Origin of the sequence: Streptomyces sp. NPDC001401 (assembly GCF_042895385.1) — a bacterium.
Taxonomy (GTDB): Bacteria; Actinomycetota; Actinomycetes; order Streptomycetales; family Streptomycetaceae; genus Streptomyces.
Window position 1 is genome coordinate 143,859 of the sequence record NZ_JBIAWI010000011.1, and the last position, 26,223, is coordinate 170,081.

Consider the following 26,223-nt stretch of genomic DNA (forward strand, 5'->3'; position numbering starts at 1 on the left):
CCTGGCGGCGCAGAACACCGGATGCTTCGCTGGATACAGCGGGAAGGACCTGAAAGGGACGCGGAGCAGCGGCGGGCGGCTGCGCACCGCGCGATCAGAATTCGCGAGAAGCGAATGGGTCCTTCCCGCTCCCGCTGCGTGCAACCGAATGCCTGTCCTCGAAGATGTTGTCAGGACCGGCCTGGCCCCCAACCGCCTTAAGAAAAAGGGCTGTTGGGGGCCAGGCCGGTGTCATGCTCCCGGCCGCCGTTCGGCGCTCCTACGCCTCCGACCGGTCGCCCTCGCCGCCGTAGTAGGCCGTGCGCATGAGCGCCTGCATGTCATCGAGCATCGGCATCCGCGGGTTGGCGGGTGCGCACTGGTCCTCGTAGGCGTTCAGGGCCTGCTTCGGCAGGGCGTCGAGGAAGGTGCGCTCGTCGACCCCGAGGGCCTCGAAGGTCGGCTCGATGCCGACCGCGGCGCGCAGATCCTCCACCGCGCGGGCAAGGGACTCCACGCCCTCGGCCGGGGTTGCGGCGGGCAGTGCGAGCATGCGGGCGATGTCCTGGAAGCGCTCGGGGGCCCGGTAGTTCTCGTACTTGGGCCAGCCGGTCAACTTCGCCGGGACGGTGCCGTTGTAGCGGATGACGTGCGGGAGCAGGACCGCGTTGGTGCGGCCATGGGCGATGTGGAAGGTGGCGCCGAGGGTGTGGGACATGGCGTGGACGATGCCGAGGAAGGCATTGCCGAAGGCCATGCCGGCGATGGTGCCGGCGTTGTGCATCTTCTCCCGCGCCACGGGGCTGTCGGCGCGGTCGTCGACCGCGGCCTTGATGTTCTCGAGGATCAGCCGGATCGCGTGCAGAGCGAGGCCGTCGGTGAAGTCGTTGGCATAGACGGACACGTACGCCTCGATGGCGTGGGTGAGAGCGTCGAAGCCGCTGTCGGCGGCCAGCTCTGCCGGGAGTTCGGTGGTGAGCAGCGGATCGACGATGGCCACGCTGGGGGTGAGGGCGTAGTCCGCCAGCGGGTACTTCTTGCCCGTGGCAGGGTCGGAGATCACCGCGAAGGGGGTGACCTCGGCGCCGGTGCCCGACGTGGTGGGGATGCACACCAGGCGGGCGAGCCTGCCCAGGACGGGGAAGCGGAAGGCGCGCTTGCGGATGTCGGAGAACTTGTGCCGCATGTCGGCGAAGTCGACGTCCTTGCCCTCGGCCTGCTGCTCGTACAGCAGCCACATCACCTTGGCCGCGTCCATCGGGGAGCCGCCGCCCAGCGCGATGATGGTGTCCGGGCGGAAGTCGCCCATGAGGCGTGCGCCGCGGCGGACGGAGGCGATGCTGGGCTCCGGCTCGACGTTGTCGATGATCTGGAGGGTCACCGGCTCGCGCCGGCGCTGCAGGACGCGGCTGACGCGGTCGACGAAGCCGAGCCGGGTCATGGTCGCGTCGGTGACGACGGTGACGCGGTGGACGTCCGGCATCGACACGAGGTAGCGGATGGCCTGCGGCTCGAAGTAGATCTTCGGCGGGACCTTGAACCACTGCAGGTTGTTGCGCCGGACGGAGACCCGCTTGACGTTCAGCAGCTGGGCGGCGGAGACGTTGTTCGACACCGAGGTGCTGCCCCAGGAGCCGCAGCCCAGGGTGAGCGAGGGCAGCAGGCTGTTGTAGATGCCGCCGATCGCGCCCTGCGAGGACGGGGCGTTGACGATGATCCGTACGGTCTTCATCCGCCTGCCGTACGCCTCGGCGAGCTCGCGGTCCTCGGTGTGTATGACGGCGCTGTGTCCCTGGCCGTGGAAGGCGACCATCTCTGCGGCCAGGTCGAAGCCCTGCTGCTCGGCCTCGGCACGCAGCACGGTCAGCACCGGGCAGAGCTTCTCGCGGGTCAACGGCTCGTGCGGGCCGACCCGTTCGGCCTCCACCAGGATGAGCGAGGTGTCGTCCGGCACGGTGAAGCCGGCCTGTTCGGCGATCCACACCGGGCTCTGACCCACGGCGGCGGCGTTGACCTTCGGTTCGCAGCCCGCGCCTGAGGACTTGCCGGTCGGGAACAGGAACGCCTCCAGTTTGGCCTTCTCCTCGGCGGTGGCCAGGTGGGCGTGCAGGGTGCGGAACTCGGCCAGCGCCTGGTCGTAGATCTCGCCGTCGAGGATGACGGCCTGCTCGGAGGCGCAGATCATGCCGTTGTCGAAGGACTTGGACAGCACCAGGTCGTTGACGGCGCGGCGCAGCTTTGCGCTCCTGTGCACGTAGGCGGGGACGTTGCCGGCGCCGACGCCGAGGGCGGGCTTGCCGGCCGAATAGGCGGCCTTGACCATGGCGTTGCCGCCGGTGGCCAGGATCAGCGAGACGCCCGGGTGGCGCATGAGCGTGCCGGTGACCTCGACGGACGGCGTCCCGATCCACTGGATGCAGTGCTCCGGGGCTCCCGCGGCGACGGCCGCGTCGCGCACGGTCCGGGCGGCCTGCGCGCTGCAGCGCTGGGCGGAGGGGTGGAAGGCGAATACCACCGGGTTGCGGGTCTTCAGCGCCATGAGTGCCTTGAAGACCGTGGTCGAGGTCGGGTTGGTGACCGGTGTGATCGCGCACACCACACCGACCGGCTCGGCCACCTCGATCATGTCGTCGATGTCGTCGCGGGCGATGACGCCGACGGTCTTCATCGGGCCCATGCTGTGCGTGACGTGCTCGCACGCGAACATGTTCTTGGCCGCCTTGTCCTCGAAGACGCCGCGACCGGTCTCCTCCACCGCGAGCCGGGCCAGCGCGGTGTGCTGGTCCAGGGCAGCGACGGACGCCTTCTTCACGATGTGGTCGACCTGCTCCTGGTCGAGGGCCTCGTAGTCGGCCAGCGCCTTGAGCCCGTTGGTGACCAGCCGGTCCACGGCGATGGTCGTGTCCGACGGTGCGCCGGCAGGGTCGGGTGCCTCGGTCCGGGGTCGGTCGTCGTGGCGGGTCATGGGGGACGTGCCTCCGTCGCAGAGAAATGGGGGCGCCGGGTCGGCGGCCCAGGACGGGAGCGGCACCGTGAGGGATCGGCGCCGCTCCCACCAGCACCTTCTCTTCTCTGCGCGGGATCACCCAGGTCCCGATGGTCCCCTGGAGGGACTGATGGGCCCCGAGGCCGCGGACCGGACGGCCCGCGTGCCGGCGGTCATCCGTACAAGACGCCGGGGAAGGGGGGCCTCCCGGGCGGCCGGGTGTCGTCGATGCGGAAGGTCAGGCTGTCGACGACACCGACCACTCCGTCCACTCGATACGTCAGCCGGATCACGAGGGGGATGTCTGTGCGGTGCTCCAACTGCCCCTTCAGCGTGACCATGCCGTCCCGGACCGAGGCGATCACGGTGTGGGGCGGCAGACACATGGCGCGGGTCAGCACGTCGTCGATCACCTCCCGGCGGATCTCCTCGTCGGTGCGCAGGAAGACGCGCAGCAGGTCACGGCGGGTGGCGATGCCGATCAGCCGGTCCTCCTCGTCCACGACCGGGAGGCGCTGGACGCCGTGGCGTTCCATCACCCGGGCCGCGTCCGCCACCCGCTGTTCGGGATGCACGGTCACCGCAGGCGACGACATCAGATCCCCCGCAGTGCCGGCTCGGATGACGGCGGCCGCGCGACGGCCGGAGCGGCCCAGCGCGCGAACCCGGAACCGCCGGGCCCGGCCGGACGCGGAGTGAGCTGCCTGGCGGCGGATCAGATCGGACTCCGAGATCACTCCCACGACCTTGTCGTCGTGGTCGACCACGGGCAGCCCGCTGATTCGATGCTCGTCCAGCAGCCGTGCCACGTCCTTGATCGGTGTCTCACGGCGGGCCTCGACGACCTCGCGGGTCATCACCTCGCCGACGCTGCGGGTCATGGCGCTCGCTCCCTTCCTGCGCTGTGCCGACTCGACCGGCTGATGGTTCTGGTGGGGCGCAGCGGCCCGCGAAGGGCTCCGGGGGCAGGACCAGGGGTTCCGGCGGCCACCGCGGTTGGCGCCGGCCCCGGGCGTATGCGAGGGCCGGCCTGGACACTCCTTCAGCCTCCCTGCCGGATGCCCGCCGCAGCAGGGGCCGAGGGTCCTGTGACCGAGGACGAACCGTCCCACTCGCGGTGGACACATGGCCGGGAATCGGCGGCAGAGGTCCCGGCAGGGGTGGCTTCGGCTCAGCCGTCGATGATCCGACGCCACCCCTGCCGAACCGGGACAGGGTGCCGCGGGCTCACCTGGGCAGCGCATGTGTTTCGGGCCGTGGACCTGCCGGCGGCCCGGCCTGCCGCGGAAGCCGGGCAGGCCGGGTGGCCACGTCCTCAGGACAGCGTGGCCTTGAGGACGTCGAGGGCGGTCCTCGGGTCGGCCAGGGCGTGATAGATACCAGGGATCTCGTGGTCGTCGAGGCCGAGGAGACCGTAGACGGCATGCATCGCGCCGCGCACGGAGTACTCGACGGTGAAGACGACGTCCTCCGGGATCTCCGTGAACTGGCCCAGGAACGCGAAGTTCGCGGCACCGCGCGGAATGACCAGCGGCCGGTCGTGGACGGTGCGCGGGGCGAACTGACTGGTGATGTACGGCATCATCACCGGTATCACCGTCGTGGTCGCCGCGATCTGCTCCTCGATCTCCGACAGACCGAGCTGGCCGAGCAGTTCGGTGAGGATCTCCCGCCCGGTCGCCTGCGCCATCGGCTTGCCGACGAAGTCGCCGTCACGGTCGACGAACAGGCCGTAGCCCCACAGCGTGTACACGTCCTCGGGCTGCCCGTCGAAGTGCGGGGCATGCGGCACCACGATCGACATCAGCCAGCCGGATTCCTTGAACGTCATGAGCGCACCGGTGCCGGGCAGGTTGCCCGACAGCTCCTCGATCCGGTGCAGCAGCAGCGGGCTGCGCATGGTCAGGGTGAAGGACTCCCACTTCGCCTCGTCCACACTGCCGTTGAAGGCGGTGGGCCGGCCGAAGTCGTCGGCCTTGACGGCGAGGGTCTCCCACAGCCGCCATCCGCCGTCGCGCTTGTCGCGGATCAGCTCGGCCGCGGCGTCGTCGCTGCCGTAGGCGGCGTCTGCGGTCATCGAGCCCAGCGTGATGAACGCGTAGTCGCCGTCGGTGAGTTCGTACGTGTCCGGCTGTCCGTCTCGTTCGACGTGCAGGCGGCGTACACGCCGAGCGCCCCGCTCGTCGCTGGCGAAGTCGGCGTCGGTGACCCGCACGCCGTACTCGAAGCGCACACCTTGGGCCTCCAGCCAGGTCCTCAGCGGCCGGATGATGGAGTCGTACTGGTTGAGGCGGGTGCGACGCACACCGGCCAGGGTGTGCATGCGCGGAAACTCCTGCATGAAACGCAGCAGGTAACGCTTGAGCTCGATGGCGCTGTGCCAGTTCTGGAAGGCGAAGGTGGTGCGCCACATCGCCCAGAAGTTGGTTGCGAAGAAGTGCGGGGAGAAGAAGTCCTCGATCCGCCGGGCGCCGATGACCGCCTCGGGCAGCACCAGCAGGCGGGTCAGCTCCAGCCGGTCGCGGGTGTCGAGGCCGTAGTCGGCGGCGTCCAGGACCGTGGTGCCGCTGCCGATCAGGCGGGCCTTGGCGTCGGTGGGCCACTTGGCGTTGAACTCGGTGATCTCCTGGCGCACCGACACCGTCGCGTCGGCGAGGGTGGGGATCGTCTCCAGGAGGTTCCACAGGCAGGTGTACGCCTCCTCCTCCAGCATCCGCCCGCCGCGGGTGACGTATCCGGTGCTCTCGCCGCTGCCGTCCATGGAGCCGCCGGCGACCGGGAGTTCCTCCAGGATGTGGATGTGCTCGCCGGGGAAGTCGCCGTCGCGGACGAGGAAGGCGGCAGCCGCGAGGGAGGCGATGCCGCCACCGACGAGATAGGCGTGGGATGGACGCGGGGCGTCGGCCATGACGCGCCTCCGTTCTGCCGCCCGGATCTCCGGGGCGGCCGACAGTGTTCGGGACCTGCGGGCCGGACACCGCCGTGGTCCGGCGGCGCGGCGTGCGGGGCGGCGCCGATGTCACCGGGCCGGGCGCGGCGCTCGCGGCACTCAGTCAACTCCCGGGACGCTTGCGCAGTCAGGGGCCGGATGTCCCTGCCGGCCTGCCGAGCGGCCCCGGCGGGGGCCTGCTGTCGACCCGATCTGGACGGCGTACGCCGCTCCGGATGCGGCTCACCGCATGGTGCGTGCCCGGCGAGTTCACGGCCGATGAGCAGCTCCGACTCGATCCGTACGAAGACGCCGTCCCGCTGGGAGTCCCGGAGCGCGGACCGGTCCGCGGCAGGCGGTGGCGCTCGGCGGGGTCGGTCACCACGGTGGCGCGGCAGGTGACAACCACGCGTCAGCCGGACCGGGGCGCCGCAGCGAACTCGTCCGCCTCGAAGCCGACCACGACACCGTCGACGTCGCGCACGGGATCGGAGCCGGCGAGGTGAACAGCACGCTGGAGGCGCCCTCGTCCAGCGAGAAGTTGCCCCGGAGGACCGCGGGCGTCTTCTGCCGGGTGCAGACCACGCAGCCGACCGGCACCTTGGCCGGCAGGCGCAGGCACTCCTGCCGGTCGAGCGGGCGAAGATCGCCGGCAGCGGCCGGGCGGCCACCGCCCGAGCCGGCCCGCCCCAGCTTGGCCGAGCCCGCTGGGACTCGGGCGGCCGACCGGTGGACAGCATTTGTGCCGACCACGGCGCCCGCGGTGTCGGCCGACCGCACCGTCACGCAAGCCGGACCCGGTCCCCAGCCAGGGACCTGACTCTCATGGAGCGGTGGCCGGTTCCCGGGGGATCGCGGCCGGCGCCACCGGCGTCGCATGGCAGGCTCCGGACATCAGCGGCTTCTGCCCGCCCGAACCGGCAGCGTGAGCGTCGGCGCCGACGCGCTGTTGATCAAGTGGTGTGAGTGAGATCTCGTTGTCCGTGCACGGCGTGTCTGCCTAGCCTGCGGGGGTCCGTCTCGGGTGGCCCCTCCGCCGCCGGAACGCCGAGTCCTGCGAGGTCAGGACAGAGGTCCGAACAGGACAGTGCACCTCGCAGGCGCCGCTGAGGAAGCCCCCACCATGCGCCTTTCCGTCTCTTCTCCTGCCCGGCTGGGCGTGGTCGGCGCAGCCGCCGCGCTGCTGCTCCTGCCGCTCGCCGGCCAGGCCGTCGCCGCCCCCTCCGTCACCCAGGACAGCCTGAGCCCGACCACGATGACCGCGGGCGTCGCCGCCTCGGCCAAGCTGGCGGTGCACTCGTCGAGCTGCTTCACGGCCAAGACCCTCGGCGTCGGCGTCCGGGACGCGGCCGGCAAGAACCTGGACTTCCCGGGCAACGCCTCAAATGTCCGAATATGCCCGAGCGGTGTGAAGTTCACCAGCGGCCCGCGCACGCTGCCGGCCGGCACGTACACAGTCTTCGGCTTCTGGCAGGAGTCCGGCGGAGCCTGGCACAACCTGCCGTCGCACAAGCTGACCGTCAACACGGCCACGTCCACCACCACGACGTCGACGTCGTCGAGCAGCGGCTCGCCGATCTCCGGCCAGTCCGTGGCCTGGTCCGACGACTTCTCGGGCGGCATCGCCTGGGGCTCGAAGTGGGTCGGCGACACGAGCTCGTCCTACGCCTACGGCAACCACAACCCGGACGACAACAAGCTCGACTGGCTGGACCAGAGCAAGGTCACCACCTCGAACGGGGTCGCCACCTTCACCGCCCAGCCCTCCTCGCACACCCTGGAGAACGGCAAGCAGGCGTGGGCCACCGGCCTGCTCACCACCGAGGGCTCCAGCGGGGGCTTCCAGGTGAAGACCGGCGACTACGCCGAGACCCGGGTCAAACTGCCCTCCGGCTCCGGCGCCTGGCCGGCCCTGTGGACCTGGAAGGACGGCAACGGTGAGATCGACTCCTTCGAGTACCACCCGGACAACCCGAATCTGCTGGAGCTGACCAACCACGTCACCTCCGGCTCGAACTACTACACCGACTCCGGCGCGGTCGCGCCCGGCCAGTGGGTCACCATCGGCACCCACTACGGCGCCAACTCGGTGGACTGGTACGTCAACGGCAAGAAGGTCTACTCCGACGGCCACGGCGTGGGCAGCAACTTCTCCGCCTATCTGATCCTCAACCTGTCGGTCTGCGCCGGCCAGTACCACCCCGCGCCCAGCGGCTCGACGCCGCTCACCATGCAGGCGGACTACGTGAAGGTGTACCGCTGATCAGCAGTCGACGGACAGGGTGAACGGCGTACGGTCGTTGCGCGGATCGCGGTCGTCGACGCCGGTCACCTGGACGTGCCCCTCGGCCTCGGTGCCGGGGGGCACGTCCGCGTCCACCCGGACCGGGACCAGCGCGGTCGCCGTCCGGTAGCGCGCCAGCCCGGGCCCGAAGCTGCAGCGCACCAGGCGGCCGCGGGCCTCGGCGCGGCAGTCCTCGGGGAAGTACGGCCCCTCCGCGGTGAAGCCCGGTGGCAGCCTCACGATCACGGTGAACGGCGAGGCGGTCTGCTCCGGCCCCTGGTTGGCCACGAAGGCGTGCACCACGGTACGGCCGCCGGGCGGCGCGGCGGCCGGGTCGAGCCGGACCGCTTCCAGATCCGAGTCCGAGGGTGCGGCGGCCAGACCGGTCGCGCACATCGCCGCCACACCCGTCGCGAGCGCCGTCAGTACCCTTCTGCCCATCCGGTGTCTCCCACTTTCCGTACACTGATCGAAACTCACGGTAGCCGGGCGGTGTGGGATTCCCGGTGAGCATGCAGTCTCGATGCGTGTTGTGAGAGGCCGGCGCCGTGATCGGTGAAGGGCGGGAGGCTCGCGGGCGTCAGTCGGCCGACTCCGTCCACCCCGCCGCGACGATCCGTGCCGAGTCCGCCGGGCGGGCCTCGTCGAACAGGACGCCGTCCGCCGCCTGGACGCGGATCCCGTCCACGTACGCACCGCGGCCCACGTACAGCTTGTCGGTCGTGTACCGCCAGCGCAGGGTCAGCTGGGCGTGCGCCGGGAGATCGGCTGCCATCCGGTGCCAGACGCGGCCCGACCAGCCGGTGACCGAGCCCGACGGGTGCTGCTGCGGCTCCTCGCCGTCGTGCCGGGTCGTGAAGGGGAGCGGCTGCCAGGTCGTGCCGCTGTCCGTCGTGGCCTCGAGGACGAGGACGTCCGATACGGGTTCGGTGTCCCACCACAGGGCCGAGGTCAGCCGCGCCGCACCGTCCGTCGTGTCCAGCGTGGGCAGTGTGAGCGTGGCGGTCGTGGCGTTCGCCATGCCCGAGAACCACGCCGTACGTCCGTGTGCGGGACGTACCGGCACGGCGCGCGCCAGGTGGTTGCCTGCGGCGACCCGGGGAGCGGAACCCGAGCGCCAACTGCGCACCGGGTGGACCGAGTTGCCGAGCACGACGAGGAAGGAGTCGGTCGTCGGGTCGAGCACCAGCGAGGTGCCGGTGAAACCGGTGTGCCCGGCGGTGCGCGGGGTGGCCATGGCGCCCATGTACCAGTGCTGGTACAGCTCGAAACCGAGGCCGTGCTCATGGCCGGGGAACGCGGTGTTGAAGTCGGTGAACATCAGCTCCACCGACTCCGGCCGCAGGATGCGCGCCCGGCCGTAGCAGCCGCCGTTGAGCAGCGTCCGCCCGAGCACGGCCAGGTCCCAGGCGCATGAGAACACCCCGGCATGTCCGGCGACCCCGCCGAGACTGTAGGCGTTCTCGTCGTGCACCTCGCCCCACACCAGCCCCCGCTCCAGGCCGGACCAGGGCCCCCGCTCGTCCTCCGTGGCCGCGATCTTCGGCCTCCAGTCGGCGGGCGGGTTGTAGCGGGTGCGGTCGAGGCCGAGGGGCTGCGTGATCTCGTCGCGCAGGAGGGTGTCGAGGGCGCGGCCCGTGATCCTCTCCAGGACCAGCTGGAGGGAGATCAGGTTCAGGTCGGAGTAGAGGTACTTGGTGCCGGGCGGGTTGATGGGCGCCTCGTCGAGGACGAGTTGGATCCTCGCCTCGTACGTCGGCGCCTTGTACAGCGGGATCCAGTCCCTGAACCCGGAGGTATGGGTGAGGAGCTGACGGATCGTGATGTCCTGCTTGCCCGCCGCGCCGAACTCCGGCAGGTACGAGGCGGCCGTCGCCTCCAGCTCCAGCGCGCCGCGTTCCAGCTGCTGCACGGCCAGCAGCGAGGTGAACAGCTTGGACACCGAGGCCAGGTCGAAGACGGTGTCCTCGGCCATGGGGATCTGCTGGTCGGCGGGGAACTCGACACCGGTGTCGGTCTTCTCGTCGTACGCCTGATAGCGCACCGCCATGCCGATGGGCCGGTGCAGCGCCACGGTGCCGCCGCGTCCGGCGAGCAGGACCGCGCCCGCGTACCAGGGGTGCCTGGGGGAGGGGCCGAGGAACCCTTCGGCGTCCGTGACCAGTTGGCGCAGGTGGGCGGGGAGCAGTCCGGCGCGCTCGGGGGAGCCGTGACGCAAGGTGGGGTGCCCGGAGCCGGGCGCTGCCTGTGCCGCGGGTCCGGCCGGGAAGGGGGCGATGGTCAGGGCGCCGCCCAGGGCGAGGGCTCTTCGGGCCAGTTGGCGGCGGGAGAGTCCGTGCCCGCCTGCTGCGTCATCGGTCACCCGAGAAACCCTTGTGTCGGCTGTGGGGCATGTCAACGAGACATCCCGCCCAATAAATCTGACGGTGTATCAGAAAACCCCTTCCGTCGGCCGGAGGACTGCGGCATTCTGCGCCCATGCAGACGGAGCTGAGCAAGAAACTGGGAGTCGAGCACGCCATTTTCGGCTTCACGCCGTTCCCCGCCGTCGCCGCGGCCATCAGCCGGGCCGGCGGTTTCGGAGTGCTCGGCGCGGTCCGCTACACCGCCCCCGACGACCTGAAGCGTGACCTCGACTGGGTCGAGGCCCACGTCGACGGAAAGCCGTACGGCCTCGATGTCGTGATGCCTGCCAAGAAGGTGGAGGGCGTCAGCGAGGCCGACGTGGAGGCCATGATCCCGGAGGGGCACCGGCAGTTCGTCCAGGACACCCTCGCCAAGTACGGCGTGCCCGAACTGGCCGAGGGCGAGGCGTCCGGCTGGCGCATCACCGGCTGGATGGAGCAGGTCGCCCGCAGCCAGCTCGACGTCGCCTTCGACTACCCGATCCGGCTGCTCGCCAACGCCCTCGGCTCCCCGCCCGCCGACGTGGTGGCCCGCGCCCACGAGCGGAACGTGCTGGTCGCCGCGCTCGCGGGCAGCGCCCGGCACGCCGTCAAGCACAAGGAAGGCGGCATCGACATCGTGGTCGCCCAGGGCTACGAGGCCGGCGGCCACACCGGCGAGATCGCCTCCATGGTGCTCACCCCGGAGGTCGTCGACGCCGTGGATCCACTGCCGGTGCTGGCCGCCGGCGGCATCGGCAGCGGCAGGCAGGTGGCCGCCGCGCTCGCCCTCGGTGCCCAGGGGGCGTGGCTGGGCTCGATATGGCTGACCTGCACGGAGGCCGACGTCTCCTCGCCCGCGGTGACCCGGAAACTGCTCGCCGCCGGCTCCGGCGACACCGTCCGCTCCCGCGCCCTGACCGGGAAACCCGCACGCCAGCTGCGTACCGAATGGACCGACGCCTGGGACGACCCGGCCGGACCCGGGACCCTCCCCATGCCCCTGCAGGGCCTGCTGGTCGCCGAGGCCCTCACCCGCATCCAGAAGTACGAGGTCGAGCCGCTGCTCGGCACACCCGTCGGTCAGATCGTCGGCCGGATGAACAGCGAACGCACCGTCCAGGCCGTCTTCGACGACCTCACCCGAGGCTTCGAGAACGCCATCGACCGCATGATCCGTATCGCCGGAAGGAGCGGCAAGTGACGAGTACGCCCCCCGCCGGGTTCTGGGCCCAGGCCGCAGCCGATCCCGACCGCACGGTCCTCGTCGCACCGGACGGCGAGCAGTGGACCGCCGGACGCCTGCATGCCGCCGCCAACCGTCTGGTCCACGGTCTGCGCGCCGCCGGACTGGAACGCGGGGACGCCTTCGCGGTCGTCCTGCCCAACGGCATCGAGTTCCTCACCGCCTACCTCGCGGCCACCCAGGCCGGCTTCTATCTCGTCCCCGTCAACCACCACTTCGTCGGCCCGGAGATCGGCTGGATCGTCGCCGACTCCGGTGCCAAGGTCCTCATCTCCCACGAACGGTTCGCCGGACCCGCCCGCCACGCCGCCGACGAGGCCGGTCTCCCCGTCACCCACCGGTATGCGGTCGGCGAGGTCGAGGGCTTCCGCCCGTACGCCGAACTCCTCGACGGACAACCGGAGTCGGCGCCCGCCGCCCGCGAGCTCGGCTGGGTCATGAACTACACCTCGGGCACCACCGGCCGCCCGCGCGGCATCCGCCGCCCGCTGGTCGGCAAGACGCCCGAAGAGGCCTATCTCGGCGGTTTCCTCGGCATCTTCGGCATCAAGCCGTACGACGGCAACGTCCACCTCGTCTGCTCACCGCTTTACCACACGGCCGTACTGCAATTCGCGGGCGCCTCCCTGCACATCGGCCATCGCCTCGTCCTGATGGACAAGTGGACGCCCGAGGAGATGCTCCGGCTCATCGACCATGAGAAGTGCACGCACACCCACATGGTCCCGACCCAGTTCCACCGCCTGCTCGCGCTGCCGGAGCCGGTCCGGCGGTCGTACGACGTCTCGTCCATGCGGCACGCCATCCACGGCGCCGCCCCCTGCCCCGACCATGTGAAGCGGGCGATGATCGACTGGTGGGGCAACAGCGTGGAGGAGTACTACGCGGCCAGCGAGGGCGGCGGCGCCTTCGCCACCGCCGAGGACTGGCTGAAGAAGCCCGGCACCGTCGGCAAGGCCTGGCCGATCAGCGAGCTCGCGGTCTTCGACGACGACGGAAACCGGCTGCCGCCCGGTGAACTGGGCACCGTCTACATGAAGATGAACACCGGCGGCTTCGCCTACCACAAGGACGAGGCCAAGACGAAGAAGAACCGCATCGGCGACTTCTTCACCGTCGGCGACCTCGGCTACCTCGACGAGGACGGCTACCTCTTCCTCCGCGACCGCAAGATCGACATGATCATCTCGGGCGGGGTCAACATCTATCCCGCCGAGATCGAGTCCGCTCTCCTCGCCCACCCCGCCGTCGCCGACGCCGCCGTCTTCGGTATCCCGCACGACGACTGGGGCGAGGAGGTCAAGGCGGTCGTCGAACCGGCCCCCGGCCATGAGCCGGGCCCCGCCCTCGCCACCGCGATCCTCGACCACTGCGCCGAGCAACTCGCCGGCTACAAACGGCCCAAGAGCGTCGACTTCATCGCCGAGATGCCCCGTGATCCCAACGGCAAGCTGTACAAGCGGCGGTTGCGGGATCCGTACTGGGAGGGGCGCACCCGTCCCGTGTGACCCCGGGGACGACTGGCGGCGGACGGATCGAACGCGACGCGGTGCCGACGCGTCACAGGAACGGCACCGCGTTCGTCACCGTCACTACCAGCCCTGGGGGACCCATGCGCAGGCACACCGCACGCGCCGTAAAACGGCTGGCGGCACTCGCCCTGAGCACCGTGGGGGGCGCTGTCGCCGTCGGCTGCGGCAGCGAGAAGGCCGTCAGCCATGGCGGCTCGTCGGCCCGGGCTCGTGCGGTCGCCGACGCCTGGCACGGCTCCAAGGCCGCGCAGGTGTGGGCGCAGGGCTACTACCCCATGGGCGATGTGATCCAGCTGCCCGCCGGCGCCTTCCACACCGACGCGGACAAACGCGCGTACACGACCCAGAACTTCGTGCTGCGCACCGCCCTCCCCGGCGCCCCGGACCGCAACGGCGTGCTGAAGTGGGACGACGGCCGCTCGCTCACCCTGCCGCTGATGAGCGCACGCAAGGCGTACGACAGCGTGGCCCGCGGCTCCAACGACGGTCCACACCTCACTGTGACCGGCGCCAGGCTGGGCGAGACGACCGTGGCCACCAGCCGTGGCCCGGCGACCGTCCCGGCCTGGCTGTTCACGCTCAAGGGCTACGACACTCCGCTGAAGCGGGCGGCCGTCGGTCCGTCGAAGCCGCCCAGGCCTCCGATCGCACCGGCGGCCCAGTCTCCCAGCGACGAACTGTGGCCGGTCCAGAGACTGGTGGGGGTGGGCGATGACGGCCGGACTGTCACCGTGCTCGCCGCGCACGGGGCCTGCGATGACGGTCCCGCGGTGGACGTCCTGGAGACGCACGACAGCGTCGTGTTGTCCGCGTCGATCGTCGGGACCAAGGACGGTGCCTGCACTGCCCAGATGCTGGGCGCGGAGAAGACGGTGAAACTGCGCCGGCCGCTGGGCGAGCGGATCCTCCTGGACGCGTTCACGGGTGAGCCGATGCGCTCCGGCAGCCTGAGGTGGGGGTGAACCCTGTCCCACGCGGGAGGCGCGGGACAGGGCCGTGCGGCGGTCAGCGGTGCTCGCCGACCCGGAGCACCCTCAGTACGGGCGAGGACAGGATGTCCTTCTCGCAGAAGCGGGCCGTCACCCACTTCTCAGCGGACAGCAACCGGGTCTGGTCGCTGTAGTGCGGCGAGTTCGGGTTCGACGACTGGGAGTACGTCAGCAGGGTGCGGGCCACCGGGCAGCCGCTGCCGTCCCAGCCCACGGCCTGGAGGTGGCTGGATCCGAACGGCACCTGTGTGTAGGCCCCGCTCGCCGCATCCCACTTCGGCTCGATCACGTTCCACACGCCGAGCCTGTTCGAGCCGCCCGGTATTGCGATGCGTTCGCCGCCGCGGGCGACGTACTGGTGGTCGCCGAGCCGGGCGTCCAGCGGTGTGCCCGAGCCGCGCAGTTCCGCCACCGTGTCGGCGAGGGCCGTGGCGAAGCCGGGCGCGGCCGTGTCGAGCGTGTTCGGCGTGCGGACCGGATCCGCGGCGGAGAACGGCACCTTCCAGAGCCGGCCGGCCGGCACCGCGGCGGTCAGCTTCTGCCAGAAGCGGTCGAAGAACAGGGCACCCCGGCTGTCGGTGTCCATGGTCCGGTCCCAGCCCGCGAGCACCTTGCAGGCCGCGGTGACGTCGAGCGACTTCCCGTCACTCGTCGTCGCCGTGCCGCCGGGCAGCGCGGCACATGCCTTCGCCGCGTCGGCCGCGGCCAGTGCACCGGCGGGCACCCGGTTCGCGAACTGCTGCTTCTGCAGGTCCCGGACGGTCAGCCCGCCGCGCTCGGCCATCGCCGCCACATCCTCGATCGCACCCCGGGTGCGCAGCGAGCGCTCTGTCCCGACGTCGCCGAAGATCCGCTCGTAGCCGGTGAGCGGCCGGTCGGTGTTGGTCAGCCAGGCGCTGTCGTTGGAGTTCTCCGTGTACGGAGCGTCCTTGAGCGTGGGCATGCGGGCGGGCCCGAAGATGCCGCGCTGGACGGCGTCGGTGTCGCTGCCGATGGCGCAGTCGCCGCGCGAGCCGTCGAGGACCGCGAGGCCCGCCTGCGGGTAGGTGAGTTTGCCCAGATCGGTGGAGCAGCGTGCCGCGAGGCCGTCGGTGATCCGGGGCAGCACCTGCGACTGGGTGTAGAGGGAGTGGCCGGCGGAGTCCGCGGCGAGGGTGTTCACCCAGGGCAGGCCCTGATGCCGGGCGAGCGAGGTCTGGACGTCCGCCGTGGAGCGCGCCTTGGCGAAGCCGAGCGAGGTGTCGAGGAAGCGGAAGTTGGCGGCGTTCGGATCGTAGAGCGCGTACGCGGTCGTGGCCGTCCACGGCAGCGGCGGATCACCGTCGGGGTCGGCCACGACCGGGCCGTAGCGCGTCCACCACTGGGTGCGCGTCACCGGGGCGCCGTCCTCGACCGCCACGGTCACGGTCCGTTTCGTCATCCGCTCCCGCTTGCCGTCCACCAGATAGACGGTGGGGTCGGCGGGGTCGAGGGTCAGCCGGGTCAGGTTGTACGGGACGCCGGTCGCGACGGTGTGGCTCCACGCCACGCGGGAGTTGTAGCCGATGGAGACGGTCGGTGAGCCGAGAAGCGAGCCGCCCGCGACGTCCAGCTCGCCCGGGATGGTCTGCTGCGACTGCCAGAAGCGGCGTCCGCCCTGCCACGGGTAGTGCGGGTTGCCCAGCAGCAGACCGCGGCCGTTCGCCGTCGTGGCGCCGCTGAAGGCGACCGCGTTCGATCCCATGTCCGCGCTCGCGGACCGTTCACGCACTGCCTTGACCAGGGCCGTTGCGTCGACTTCCTTGCCGGGGGCGGTGGAACCGTTGGGCGGCCGGGCCCCGGTGATCTCGTCCACAGAGCCGCCCTGGCCGCCGAGAACCGAGATGGCGTAGAAACGGGCGGCCACGTCCGTCGAGGTGATCGGCCGTACCCAGGCCTTGCCCCGGCACGCCGGGTCGGTGATCCGGTTCTGCGCCAGCCAGGCGTTGTATCCGGCGGCGAAGCCCCGCAGCATGTCCTTGACCTGGCGGCTCGGGCCCAGCGGCGCCGGTTCGGCGAGGAGCTTCTCCACCGTGCCGGACTGCCGTACGCCCCGGAAGTACAGGTCACTGGAGAGATTGTCGGAGGCCGACGAAAGAGAGAAGTCGGTCGCCGCGTCGGGGCCGAAGAAGCGCGAGCGCTCGCCGCGCACGGTCACATAACCGTCGGCCAGCAGGCACACCTGGTCGGCGGCCTGCGCCCAGCCGGTGCCGAAGCCGAGGTCCGCGTAGTCCTCGGCGACGATGTGCGGAATGCCGTACTCGGTGTAGCGGATGACGGCGGACAGCCCGCCGTGCGAGGGATGTTCCTGGCGGCCCGGGCGCTCGGCCGCAGTGGCCTGCAGCGCGGACGAGGCCGTGAGTAACGCGACGGCCGCGACGACCAGTCGTCTCATACGGGTGCGCAATGGTGCCTCCCAACGTCATTGGGGGAAGGAGCGGTTGAGCGTGCCGACGGGTGGGTGCGTGAGCCTCCCGGGTGCTTGACCTGCCCCGGCCACGGACCGAGGATCATCAGTCATGACGCAGGGACACGGCAGCACGGTTGACGGGGTGCTGCGGCGCAGCGCCCGACGCACCCCGGCGAGGGTCGCGGTCGAGTACGGCGACCGCAGGTGGACGTACGAGGAACTGGACGAGGCCGTCTCCCGCGCGGCGAGCCTCCTGCTCGACCAGGGACTCGCCCCCGGCGACCGGGTCGGCGCCTACGGCCACAACTCGGACGCCTATCTGATCGGCTTCCTTGCCTGCGCCCGCGCGGGCCTCGTCCATGTGCCGGTCAACCAGAACCTGACCGGCGACGACCTCGCCTACATCGTCGGCCAGTCCGGCAGCTCGCTGGTCCTCACCGATCCCGACCTGGCTGGTCAACTCGCGGACGGCGTACGGACGTTGCCCCTGCGCGACGCCGACGACTCCCTGCTGGCCCGCCTGGCTGCGGCCCCCGCGTACGACGGGCCCGAGCCGCGCACCGAGGACCTGGTGCAACTCCTGTACACCTCCGGCACCACAGCCCTGCCCAAGGGCGCGATGATGACGCACCGCGCCCTGGTGCACGAGTACCTGAGCGCGATCACCGCCCTCGACCTCAGCGCCGGCGACCGCCCCGTGCACTCCCTCCCGCTCTATCACTCCGCGCAGATGCACGTGTTCCTGCTGCCCTACCTCGCGGTCGGCGCCACGAACATCATCCTCGACGCCCCGAACGGCGACCGGCTCTTCGACCTCATCGAAACCGGCCGCGTGGACAGCCTGTTCGCCCCGCCCACGGTGTGGATCGGCCTGTCCAACCGCCCCGACTTCACCACCCGCGACCTCGGCGGACTCCGCAAGGCGTACTACGGCGCCTCGATCATGCCGGTGCCCGTGCTGGAGCGCCTGCGCGAACGACTCCCCGAGCTCGGCTTCTACAACTGCTTCGGCCAGAGCGAGATCGGCCCCCTGGCCACCGTCCTCGCACCCGACGAGCACAAGGGCCGCATGGACTCCTGCGGCCGCCCCGTCCTCTTCGTCGACGCCCGCGTGGTCGACGAGGACGGCAAGGACGTCCCCGACGGCACGCCCGGCGAAGTCGTCTACCGCTCCCCGCAGTTGTGCGAGGGCTACTGGGACAAACCCGAGGAGACGGCCGACGCCTTCCGCGACGGCTGGTTCCACTCCGGCGACCTGGCGGTGCGCGACGCCCACGGCTACTACACGATCGTCGACCGTGTGAAGGACGTCATCAACTCCGGTGGCGTACTCGTTGCTTCACGCCAGGTCGAGGACGCCCTTTACACCCACGAGTCCGTCGCCGAGGTCGCCGTGATCGGCCTGCCCGACGAACGCTGGATCGAGGCGGTCACAGCGGTCGTCGTCCCCCGCGGCGAGGTGACCGAGGAGCAACTGATCGCCCACGCCCGCGAGAAGCTCGCCCACTTCAAGGCGCCGAAGCGGGTGGAGTTCGTGGCGGAACTGCCACGAAACGCAAGCGGAAAGATCCTCAAGAGGGAGCTGCGGGACCGGTTCTCCGGCTAGTTCTCCGACCAGGAGGGGCCTCGGCGCACATCCGACACAGCCGCGGCGCCAGTTGCAGTCAGCGCGACCGCAGGTCCACGATCCGCCGGATCTTGCCCACCGACCGCTCCAGCGACTCCGGTTCGACGATCTCCACCGCGACCGACACCCCGATGCCGTCCTTCACCGCCGCCGCGATCGCCTGCGCGGCGGCCTCCCGCACCTCGGGGCCGGCGTCGGGCCGGGCCTCCGCCCGCACGGTGAGGGCGTCGAGACGGCCCTCCCGGGTCAGACGCAACTGGAAGTGCGGCGCGACACCGGGCGTGCGCAGCACGATCTCCTCGATCTGCGTGGGAAAGAGGTTCACCCCCCGCAGGATCACCATGTCGTCGCTGCGCCCGGTGACCTTCTCCATCCGCCGGAACACCCGTGCCGTGCCCGGCAGCAGGCGGGTCAGGTCGCGCGTGCGGTAACGGACGACCGGCATCGCCTCCTTGGTGAGCGAGGTGAACACCAGCTCGCCCTCCTCGCCGTCCGGCAGCACCTCGCCGGTGATCGGATCGACGACCTCCGGGTAGAAGTGGTCCTCCCAGATGTGCAGCCCGTCCTTCGTCTCCACGCACTCCTGGGCCACACCCGGGCCGATCACCTCGGACAGCCCGTATATGTCGACCGCGTCGATCGCGAACCGCTCCTCGATCTCCAGGCGCATCTGCTCGGTCCACGGCTCGGCACCGAAGATGCCCACGCGCAGGGAGGTGCCGCGCGGATCGACGCCCTGGCGCTCGAACTCGTCGAGGAGCGTGAGCATGTACGTCGGCGTCACCATGATGATCTGCGGCTCGAGGTCCTGGATCAGCTGGACCTGGCGGGCCGTCATGCCGCCGGACGCGGGGATGACCGTACAGCCGAGCCGTTCGGCCCCGTAGTGTGCGCCGAGGCCGCCGGTGAACAGGCCGTAGCCGTACGCCACATGCACCTTGTCGCCGGGCCGGCCGCCCGCCGCGCGGATCGAACGGGCCACCATGTCGGCCCAGAGGGAAAGGTCGTTGTCCGTGTAGCCGACGACAGTGGGGCGCCCGGTGGTGCCGCTGGAGGCGTGGATCCGGCGGATGTGGTCCTGGGGCACGGCGAACATGCCGTACGGGTAGTTCTCGCGCAGGTCCGCCTTCGTGGTGAACGGGAAACGAGCCAGGTCGGCCAGGGACCGGCACTCGTCCGGGCGGACGCCCGCCTTGTCGAAGGACTCCCGGTAGAAGGGCACGTGCTCGTACGCGTGCCGCAGCGAGGCCCGCAGCCGCTCCAGCTGCAGCGCCCGCAGCGCACCGGCGTCGAGCCGTTCCCCCGGGTCCAGCAGCTCCGTCGCATCCACCATGGGGACGTCTCCCTCGCCAACCACATCAATACGGGCGACCGATCATTCGGTCGTGCTCTTCGGGATCAGTAATTCAGGCCACGTCGGGGCAGGCAAGAGGTCGGCCCGCATTTTCTGGGCGCGGCTGCGCGAGCCCGGCCGCGAGATCGACCCCATCGAGGACCTGCCGCGCTACGGCGAACGGGTGACGGGGGAGGCGGTGATCGCGGGGTGTGGAGGGGAGCCGCTCATCGTCCTGCCGGGAGGTCCGATGCAGGCTTCCTCACCCTGGTGGCCGCACCGGTCCTCGTCCTCGTCGGCGAGTTCGACGGCGGCCCCCGCCCCGAGCCTGCGCGCACCGCCGCCGATGAGTTGCCGAAGGCCGAATTCACGGTCCAGCCTGGTGCCGGGCGCTGTCCGTGGGTGGACGACCCCGGGTGGTTCGCAGGCCGGGTCGCCGGCTTCTTGGACCGGGACGGGCCCCTTTTGCCGTCGGCAGAGTAGGAGCCCGGACCGTGGCCGCGATCGTTCAGGTTGCGGGATGCGACCGCTACCGGGACATTCGAGGAGGAGTGAAGAGCGTGTGGGGCCCTGTCCTCCCCCGAGAGGACAGGGCCCCACGCGGGACCGCTTCGATCAGTGGTGCGTGCTCGGCAGGTGCTCGTAGCAGCCGGAGCGCCAGCCGCCGTCGCCCTGGAGGTTGTCCAGAAGGCTGTTGCCGGTGTTCTTGCCGACGACGCCGTCGATGTGCAGGCCGGACTTCTGCTGGAAGAGCCGGACCGCGCCGTAGGTGTCGGAGCCGAAGATCCGGTCCTCGCCGATCGTGTGGTGATGGGTCCGCCTGGCCCAGTCGTTGTACCCGTGCTGGACGCACAGCACGGGTACGCCCGTGTCGCCACGGCTGATGTCCGGCACGTCGGGTCGCGCGGAAGCGCTGCCGACGGAGCCCAGCACCAGGCCGGCGCCGAGCGCTCCGGTGACGGTCGCGAGTGCGAGGGTCCTGCGCATGGTCATGGCCGGTTCCTTTCCGGTGGGTTGAGGGGCCGCGTCGCTTCCGGTGGAATACGACGGCACGGGAGGACGCTCCCGGGCCGTGCCCCTCGGTGGCACCACCGACGTTGCCCGGCCGGATCCGGCACGGGCCAGGGGAACCGGTCGACCCGGTGGCACGCGGCACGGCCCACGCGCTGACCTGCTGGGACGCTGTGTCCCCTGACAAAACCGTGGGACGGTGGGCGGGGGCGGGAAGCGGTCACAGTGGACGGGATCCGCAACCGCAGCACCGGTGGAACAGCGTCCTCCTCCACGACGGCCACTCCGCAGGCGTACGGGGAAGTGACATGACGCGCTGGAAGGAACTGCCCGCCGGGCTGGACGACGCGGAGCGGCAGCTCGTCGCACAGCTGAGGCGGTTGAAGGACCGCGCGGGCCTGAGCCTGGCCGCGCTCGCGGCCAAGACCTCGTACAGCTCCTCGTCCTGGGAGCGCTATCTCAACGGCAAGAAGCCGGTGCCACGCGCCGCTGCCGAGGAACTCGCCGAAGTCTGCGGGGCGCCCGCGGAGCGGCTGCTGGTGCTGCACGAGGTCGCCGAAACCGCGCGGGCACAGCGAACGGCGACCATCGACGACGAGCCCCGCCCCACACGCCGCACGACCCGATTACGGCGCACCACTCACGCGCTGCCGGCCGTCGCCGTCGCCGCCGTCCTGGTGGCGTTCGGCGCCGGATTCCTGACCGGAACCGGCTGGCACGGAGACGACAGCACCCCGGCGGAGCAGAACGCCGCGCCCGGAGCCACCGCCTTCCCCAGCGGTCACACGTACGGCTGTGACCGGATCCGGCACGAGAACGGCGCCGTGACCGCGGGCTACTCCACCAGCCGTGACGTGCTCCTGGACCGGGGCAGCACCGGCTGGGACGTCGTGGAGGCGCAGTGTCTGCTGCGGCGGCACGGCTTCGACAGCGGACGGGTCGACGGGGTGTACGGCGAGAAGACCGCCCGTGCCGCGCGCGCCTTCCAGAAACGGCACGGGCTCGCGCCGGACGGCATCATCGGGCCCGACACCTGGAAGAAGCTGCGCACATGAGCCCGGAGACGGCACAACTGGCCGGGAGGATGCGCGAGGTGCGCGGCGCGGCGGGACTGAGCCTGGCCCAGCTGGCCCGGCGCACCCCGTACAGCAAGTCTTCCTGGGCCCGCTATCTGGCGGGCTCGCAGCCGGTGCCGCGCCGCGCCGTTGAGGCGCTGTGCGAGGTGGCGGGCGTACGCCCCGAACGGCTGCTGGCGTTGTGGGAGCTGGCCGACGCCCGCTGGAGCGGGCGGGCCCGGGCGACGCCGGAGCCGCTCCCCGAGCGCCGGAACGTCCGCAGCACCCCGTATGCGTGGGGCGCGGCGGCCGGGCTGGCGGCGGCCACGGTGGCAGCCGTCGCCGTGCTGCTGTCCGGGCCGCACGGTTCGTCATCGGCCACCACCGGCACCGCCCCGGCGACCTTCACGCCCGGTCCCGGCTGCTCGGGCCGTACCTGTGAGGGGAAGAACCCGATCGACATGGGGTGCGGCGGCCAGCGGATGGTCACGACCCTCGCGGGGCGCACCGCCGCCGACGGACGCAGCGTGCAACTGCGCAACGGCACGGCATGCCACGCCATCTGGGCCCGCGCCGCCCATCTCCACCTCGGCGACCGGGTCGAACTCACCCTGCCGGGCGCATCCCGCAAGGAGATCCACGTCGACAACGAGAACGAGCGCAACGCCTACCTGGCAACCCCGATGACGGCCATGACGCCGCCGCACGACCCGGGCGACGCCCGCGTGTGCCTGATCCCGGCCGAGGGCCGTCGGGTGTGTTTCACCGGCTGATCGAGCAGCAGGTGAGCAGCGAGGCGGCCGGCGTCAAAACCTTCGAGGCCCGGCCCCGGCAGCGCTTCGGCGCCGCCGCAGAACGACATGACCGCCGACCAGGCCCAGCGCGACGACGGTTAGCCCGATGCCGCCCGCCACCTCGAAGCCGGCCGGCCCCGTGCTGCCGCCGACGCCCGCGTTCACCCCGCGTTGGGGAATCGAGGTGGGCGTGACCGTTCCTTGGGGGACAGGGGTGGACGTGACCGTGGCCGAGCCTCTGTGCGGCAGCCATTCGCAGGCGATGCCGTCGTTGTCCGCGTCCAGACGGAAGGGATCGCTGGGATCGCGGTTGAACTCCGCCTGCGCGTCCTCCTGAAACGTGAAGTTGTTGCAGTCCAGGTCTGTCTGTGCGTGTGCCACGACGGCCGCAGGCCCCGTGGTCGCGAGGATCGTGAGTGCGGCTGTGCACAGCGCGCGTATCCGTATGTTCATGGGGGTCCTCTTCGGGTCCGGTGAATTTCGATCACCGTTACTGCGACCCTAGGGAGGCCGTCCCGCCCGAGCGCGTCTTGCTACGCCGTCCGGAAGACCCCGGCCCCGGCCCCCCCTCGGCCCGTCACCTCACCCGCCCTGCGGCCCGTACGCCGTCATGAAGCGGTCCCGGAACTTGTTCATGGTCCACTCCGGGGCGTTGTCCGCGGGCTTGATCCCATCCGTCCAGCCCCAGTTGGCGACGCGGTCCAGCACCTTCGGATCGCGGGCGACGATCGAGATCGGCACGTCCCTGTTCGCGCTGCCCCCGGTGACCGTCGGGACGGGCTGGTGGTCGCCGAGGAAGACGAGGACGGTGTCCTTGTCGCCGTAGCGCTGCATCCACTGGGTCAGGCTGTCCAGGGAGTACTGGATGGCCTTGCGGTACTCGGTGCGCACACGCTTGGCGCTCTTCCAGACCTCGGTGGGGTTCGTTCCCTCTTTCTTGATCTTGTAGAAGACCTTGCCGTTCCCGAGGTCCTTCCAGTCGATCATGTGGGCGATGGGGGACCAGGGGTTGTGGCTGGAGGCGAGGATGATCTCCGCCATGATCGGGTCGCGGTTCTTCTTGCCGTGCTCCAGCTTCTGGAAGGCCTCCAGGCTGAACTGGTCCGGCACCGGCGTCCAGCTGAAGTACGGACCGTAGTAGCCGAGGTGCGTGGAGTCGTAGATGTGGTCGAGGCCGAAGTACTTGCCCTCGGGCCAGGCCTTGCGCACGCCCGGGACGATGCCGACCGTCCGCCAGGCGCCGGTCTTCTGGAAGTAGCTGGTCAGGGTCGCGCGGTCGCTGGTGGTCAGGGTGCGGTACCGCTGCTGGTTCTTGATCCACAGGCCGGACAGGAACGTCGAGTGGGCGAGCCAGCTGCCGGCGCCCGTCACCGGCGACCTGAGCCAGCCGCTGCGCGCCGCGAAGCCGGCCGACTTCAGCCTGGCGTTGCCTTCCTGGAGCGTCGCGTCGATCTCCGGTGCCATCGAAGGATCGTCGATCGCCACCCGGCCGTAGCTCTCGATGAAGGTCAACATCACGTCCTTGCCGCGCAGCCCGGTCAGCAGCTGGTTCGACGGGGTCTTGGCGTAGGCGTCGACGGCCATCTGCTTCTTGAAGACGTCGGCGTCACCGAGGCCGTCGCGGACGTACTGCACACGGTTGGCGAGATACTGGGCGTAGCCCTTGGTGGCGACCGTGACACCGCCGAACTGCACACCCATGGTGAAGCAGATGATCCACGCGGTACCGAGGACCAGCGTGCTGCGTACGGCCATGGGACGGTGCCGGGCCAGCACATCCGCCAGCCGCACCACCGCGAGCGCGCTCAGCACGAGCACGAGGACGACCAGGACGATCACCCCGACGATCGCGAGCACCTCGCCCGAGCGCCCGAACGAGTCCTTCACCCAGTCCGCCCCGTCGCTCAGCAGAACCCAGTCGAAGACCAGGTCGAACGGCCGGGCCAGAGTCTGGCGGAAGCCCATGTCGAGGCACTTCAGAATGGTGGACAACCCGAGGAACGCCCCCAGGACGCCGGCCGTGATCCGCCGTGCCTTCGACGGCAGGACGAGCAGGGCGGCCGCGAGGAAGATCCCCTCGACGGGGAGGCGGAGGAACGCCTGGAGGTTGATCCGGTCGAGACGGTTGGGCACGAGGAGGACGACGAACACCAGCGCGCCGGCCAGGACACTCGTACCCACCCGCACGGCAAGTGCGGCCAGGGGATAGCGACGGCGCCAGCCGAACCAGCCGGGGCGGTCTGTGGCGACGGGTTCGGGTGCGGGATCAGGTACGGATGCGGTCTCGGGTTCGGGTACCGGTGCAGCCTCGGTGCTCAGGGCCACCGGCTCTTCGGGGATCTCGGAGGCGCCGCTCGGTTCCGTAACCTCCTCAGCCTCCGGTGCCTCCTCGACCTCCTCAGCCTCCGGAGCTTCCGCATCCGCAGACTCGGCCGCCCTGTCGTCGATCACCGACTCCGCCGATTCCGTGGGCTCCGTCGGCTCGCCCGGTTCAGCCGCCGTGTCGGCGTCCGGCAGTTGACGAGGGGGCGTGAGGTGCGACACCCGTGGGTCCTTCCGTGCGAAACCGCTGATGGCACGGCGGACCGGGCCCGCAGGGCTGGGCCGCCAACCTCGCGTACGGCCCTGGGTCACCCTCCGTTCAAACACCCGGGTCAACCGCGCGCAAAGAGTACGCCCGTCGCCCGGACCGGCCCACAGGCGGGCCCCGACCTGCCGCCCAGGGCGTGTATCGAATGTTGTGCGGTCTCAAAGCCCGCTTCACAATCTCAGGCCCGGCTGCACTGCGGCTGCACATGTGAAGCGCTAATGAGAGTCACTGTTCGGCCTGCTCCACCTTTTGGATGACACCGGTACCTGACCTCCTCCGCGGTGTGAGCAGGCATCGAGGCAAGGCGGCCATGACATCGGGCGGGGGAGGTTCGCGTGTCAACTCCGCCGTGACAGTCAGCCTCCGTCCAGGCGGAGGCGAAGCCGCAGCGCGTCGTCATCGCCAGCAGCCGGGCGAATTGCCGTGCAGCTCTCGGGAGTCCGGTCCGGGCGCCAGCGGCGGAAGCGGGCCGTGTGCCGGAAACGCGCCCTGTTCTCCATGCGCTCGTACGCCGGCTCGGCCACCCGCTCCGGCCTGAACGGTGCCCAGGACACGGCCTTCTTGCCGGAGGTCGTCGCCGGTTCGAGGTGCACGGGGGCCGTCACACCGGACAGCGCGCGGGTCAGGAGTGCGCGCCGGTCGGAGGGGGCACGTCCAGCAGCGGCTTGTCCGCCAGCGCCAGCAGGTCGAAGGTCATAAAGGAGGCCGGGGTCTTCTCGCCGGGCATCCGGGAGTCCGCCGGGTGGAGCCGCTCGGTCAGCGCGTCGAAGTCCAGCTGCCCCTCACGCGCGATGACGATCTCCCCATCCAGCACGCAGCGTTCGGGCAGCCTCTCCTTGAGTGCCTCCTCCATCTCGGGAAAATACCTGGCCAGCGGCTTGCGCGTCCGACTGCCGAGCTCGATCTCGTCCCCGTCGTGGAACACAATCGCCCGAAACCCGTCCCACGTGGGCTCGCAGCGCATGCCCTGCGGCATCTGTTCCACGGACTTGGCGAGTATGGGCTCCACGGGCGGCATCACAGGCAGATCCATGCTCCGGCTCCTGAGCGGTCCAC

At 70.7% G+C, this 26,223-nt stretch carries 18 protein-coding genes and 2 pseudogenes; 8 read left to right on the top strand and 12 right to left on the bottom strand.

Features of this window, described 5'->3' with window-relative positions:
• Positions 1-259: 259 nt before the first annotated feature.
• The 4 genes and pseudogenes from adhE to ACFY10_RS32480 all read right to left on the bottom strand — a co-directional run.
• On the bottom strand, positions 260-2,944 hold the full coding sequence (gene adhE / locus ACFY10_RS32465; protein WP_390668792.1) for a bifunctional acetaldehyde-CoA/alcohol dehydrogenase: 2,685 nt from the start codon (positions 2,942-2,944) through the stop codon (positions 260-262).
• 194 nt (positions 2,945-3,138) lie between these two features.
• Positions 3,139-3,846, bottom strand: coding sequence for a CBS domain-containing protein (locus ACFY10_RS32470; protein WP_390668793.1), 708 nt, complete (start codon positions 3,844-3,846; stop codon positions 3,139-3,141).
• Positions 3,847-4,280: 434 nt separating this feature from the next.
• A complete protein-coding gene (locus tag ACFY10_RS32475; protein ID WP_390668794.1) occupies positions 4,281-5,873 on the bottom strand; it encodes an oleate hydratase in 1,593 nt (530 codons plus the stop codon).
• A gap of 281 nt (positions 5,874-6,154) precedes the next feature.
• Positions 6,155-6,587, bottom strand: a pseudogene (locus tag ACFY10_RS32480) (pyridoxamine 5'-phosphate oxidase family protein); the annotation flags it as partial.
• A gap of 430 nt (positions 6,588-7,017) precedes the next feature.
• Here ACFY10_RS32480 and ACFY10_RS32485 point away from each other — a divergent pair.
• Positions 7,018-8,157 carry a hypothetical protein gene (locus ACFY10_RS32485; RefSeq protein ID WP_390668795.1) on the top strand — a complete coding sequence of 380 codons (1,140 nt, stop codon included), beginning with the start codon at positions 7,018-7,020 and terminating at the stop codon, positions 8,155-8,157.
• Here ACFY10_RS32485 and ACFY10_RS32490 read toward each other — a convergent pair whose 3' ends face one another.
• Both ACFY10_RS32490 and ACFY10_RS32495 read right to left on the bottom strand, forming a co-directional pair.
• Positions 8,158-8,619 carry a hypothetical protein gene (locus ACFY10_RS32490; protein ID WP_390668796.1) on the bottom strand — a complete coding sequence of 154 codons (462 nt, stop codon included), beginning with the start codon at positions 8,617-8,619 and terminating at the stop codon, positions 8,158-8,160.
• Between the two features lie 139 nt (positions 8,620-8,758).
• Entirely contained in the window at positions 8,759-10,540 is a 1,782-nt protein-coding gene (locus ACFY10_RS32495; protein WP_390668797.1) for a serine hydrolase, read from the bottom strand.
• A 116-nt stretch (positions 10,541-10,656) separates the two neighbouring features.
• Between ACFY10_RS32495 and ACFY10_RS32500 the strand changes: the two genes are divergently transcribed.
• The 3 genes from ACFY10_RS32500 to ACFY10_RS32510 all read left to right on the top strand — a co-directional run bounded on the left by ACFY10_RS32500 (position 10,657) and on the right by ACFY10_RS32510 (position 14,302).
• A complete protein-coding gene (locus tag ACFY10_RS32500) occupies positions 10,657-11,766 on the top strand; it encodes an NAD(P)H-dependent flavin oxidoreductase (protein WP_390668798.1) in 1,110 nt (369 codons plus the stop codon).
• Positions 11,763-13,316: an acyl-CoA synthetase gene (locus tag ACFY10_RS32505; protein ID WP_390668799.1), complete on the top strand. Its 1,554-nt coding sequence runs from the start codon at positions 11,763-11,765 to the stop codon at positions 13,314-13,316. Before ACFY10_RS32500 ends, ACFY10_RS32505 begins: the two co-directional genes overlap by 4 nt.
• A gap of 104 nt (positions 13,317-13,420) precedes the next feature.
• Entirely contained in the window at positions 13,421-14,302 is an 882-nt protein-coding gene (locus ACFY10_RS32510) for a hypothetical protein (protein ID WP_390668800.1), read from the top strand.
• A 43-nt stretch (positions 14,303-14,345) separates the two neighbouring features.
• On the opposite strand, the gene ACFY10_RS32515 is transcribed toward ACFY10_RS32510, so the two are convergent.
• Complete coding sequence (locus ACFY10_RS32515; protein WP_390668801.1) at positions 14,346-16,754, bottom strand: penicillin acylase family protein; 2,409 nt, start codon at positions 16,752-16,754, stop codon at positions 14,346-14,348.
• A gap of 112 nt (positions 16,755-16,866) precedes the next feature.
• Here ACFY10_RS32515 and ACFY10_RS32520 point away from each other — a divergent pair, with 112 nt between their 5' ends.
• Positions 16,867-18,363: an acyl-CoA synthetase gene (locus ACFY10_RS32520; protein WP_390668802.1), complete on the top strand. Its 1,497-nt coding sequence runs from the start codon at positions 16,867-16,869 to the stop codon at positions 18,361-18,363.
• 58 nt (positions 18,364-18,421) lie between these two features.
• On the opposite strand, the gene paaK is transcribed toward ACFY10_RS32520, so the two are convergent.
• Entirely contained in the window at positions 18,422-19,717 is a 1,296-nt protein-coding gene (gene paaK / locus ACFY10_RS32525; protein ID WP_390668803.1) for a phenylacetate--CoA ligase PaaK, read from the bottom strand.
• A 270-nt stretch (positions 19,718-19,987) separates the two neighbouring features.
• Between paaK and ACFY10_RS32530 the strand changes: the two genes are divergently transcribed.
• A complete protein-coding gene (locus ACFY10_RS32530; protein WP_390668804.1) occupies positions 19,988-20,200 on the top strand; it encodes an alpha/beta fold hydrolase in 213 nt (70 codons plus the stop codon).
• 132 nt (positions 20,201-20,332) lie between these two features.
• On the opposite strand, the gene ACFY10_RS32535 is transcribed toward ACFY10_RS32530, so the two are convergent.
• Positions 20,333-20,710 (bottom strand): peptidoglycan-binding protein, encoded by a 378-nt coding sequence (locus ACFY10_RS32535; protein WP_390668805.1) that lies wholly within the window; start codon positions 20,708-20,710, stop codon positions 20,333-20,335.
• Between the two features lie 326 nt (positions 20,711-21,036).
• On the opposite strand from ACFY10_RS32535, the gene ACFY10_RS32540 reads away from it, so the two are divergent.
• A complete protein-coding gene (locus ACFY10_RS32540; RefSeq protein WP_390668806.1) occupies positions 21,037-21,783 on the top strand; it encodes a peptidoglycan-binding protein in 747 nt (248 codons plus the stop codon).
• Entirely contained in the window at positions 21,780-22,556 is a 777-nt protein-coding gene (locus ACFY10_RS32545; RefSeq protein WP_390668807.1) for a helix-turn-helix domain-containing protein, read from the top strand. The genes ACFY10_RS32540 and ACFY10_RS32545 overlap by 4 nt, the downstream gene beginning before the upstream one ends.
• A 33-nt stretch (positions 22,557-22,589) precedes the next feature.
• Here the strand turns inward: ACFY10_RS32545 and ACFY10_RS32550 are convergent, their stop codons facing one another.
• The 3 genes and pseudogenes from ACFY10_RS32550 to ACFY10_RS32560 form a co-directional block, all read right to left on the bottom strand.
• Positions 22,590-23,030: a hypothetical protein gene (locus tag ACFY10_RS32550; RefSeq protein WP_390668808.1), complete on the bottom strand. Its 441-nt coding sequence runs from the start codon at positions 23,028-23,030 to the stop codon at positions 22,590-22,592.
• Positions 23,031-23,159: 129 nt separating this feature from the next.
• On the bottom strand, positions 23,160-24,758 hold the full coding sequence (locus ACFY10_RS32555; RefSeq protein ID WP_390668997.1) for a sulfatase: 1,599 nt from the start codon (positions 24,756-24,758) through the stop codon (positions 23,160-23,162).
• A 765-nt stretch (positions 24,759-25,523) separates the two neighbouring features.
• A pseudogene (locus ACFY10_RS32560) lies at positions 25,524-26,200 on the bottom strand (hypothetical protein).
• Positions 26,201-26,223: the final 23 nt, after the last annotated feature.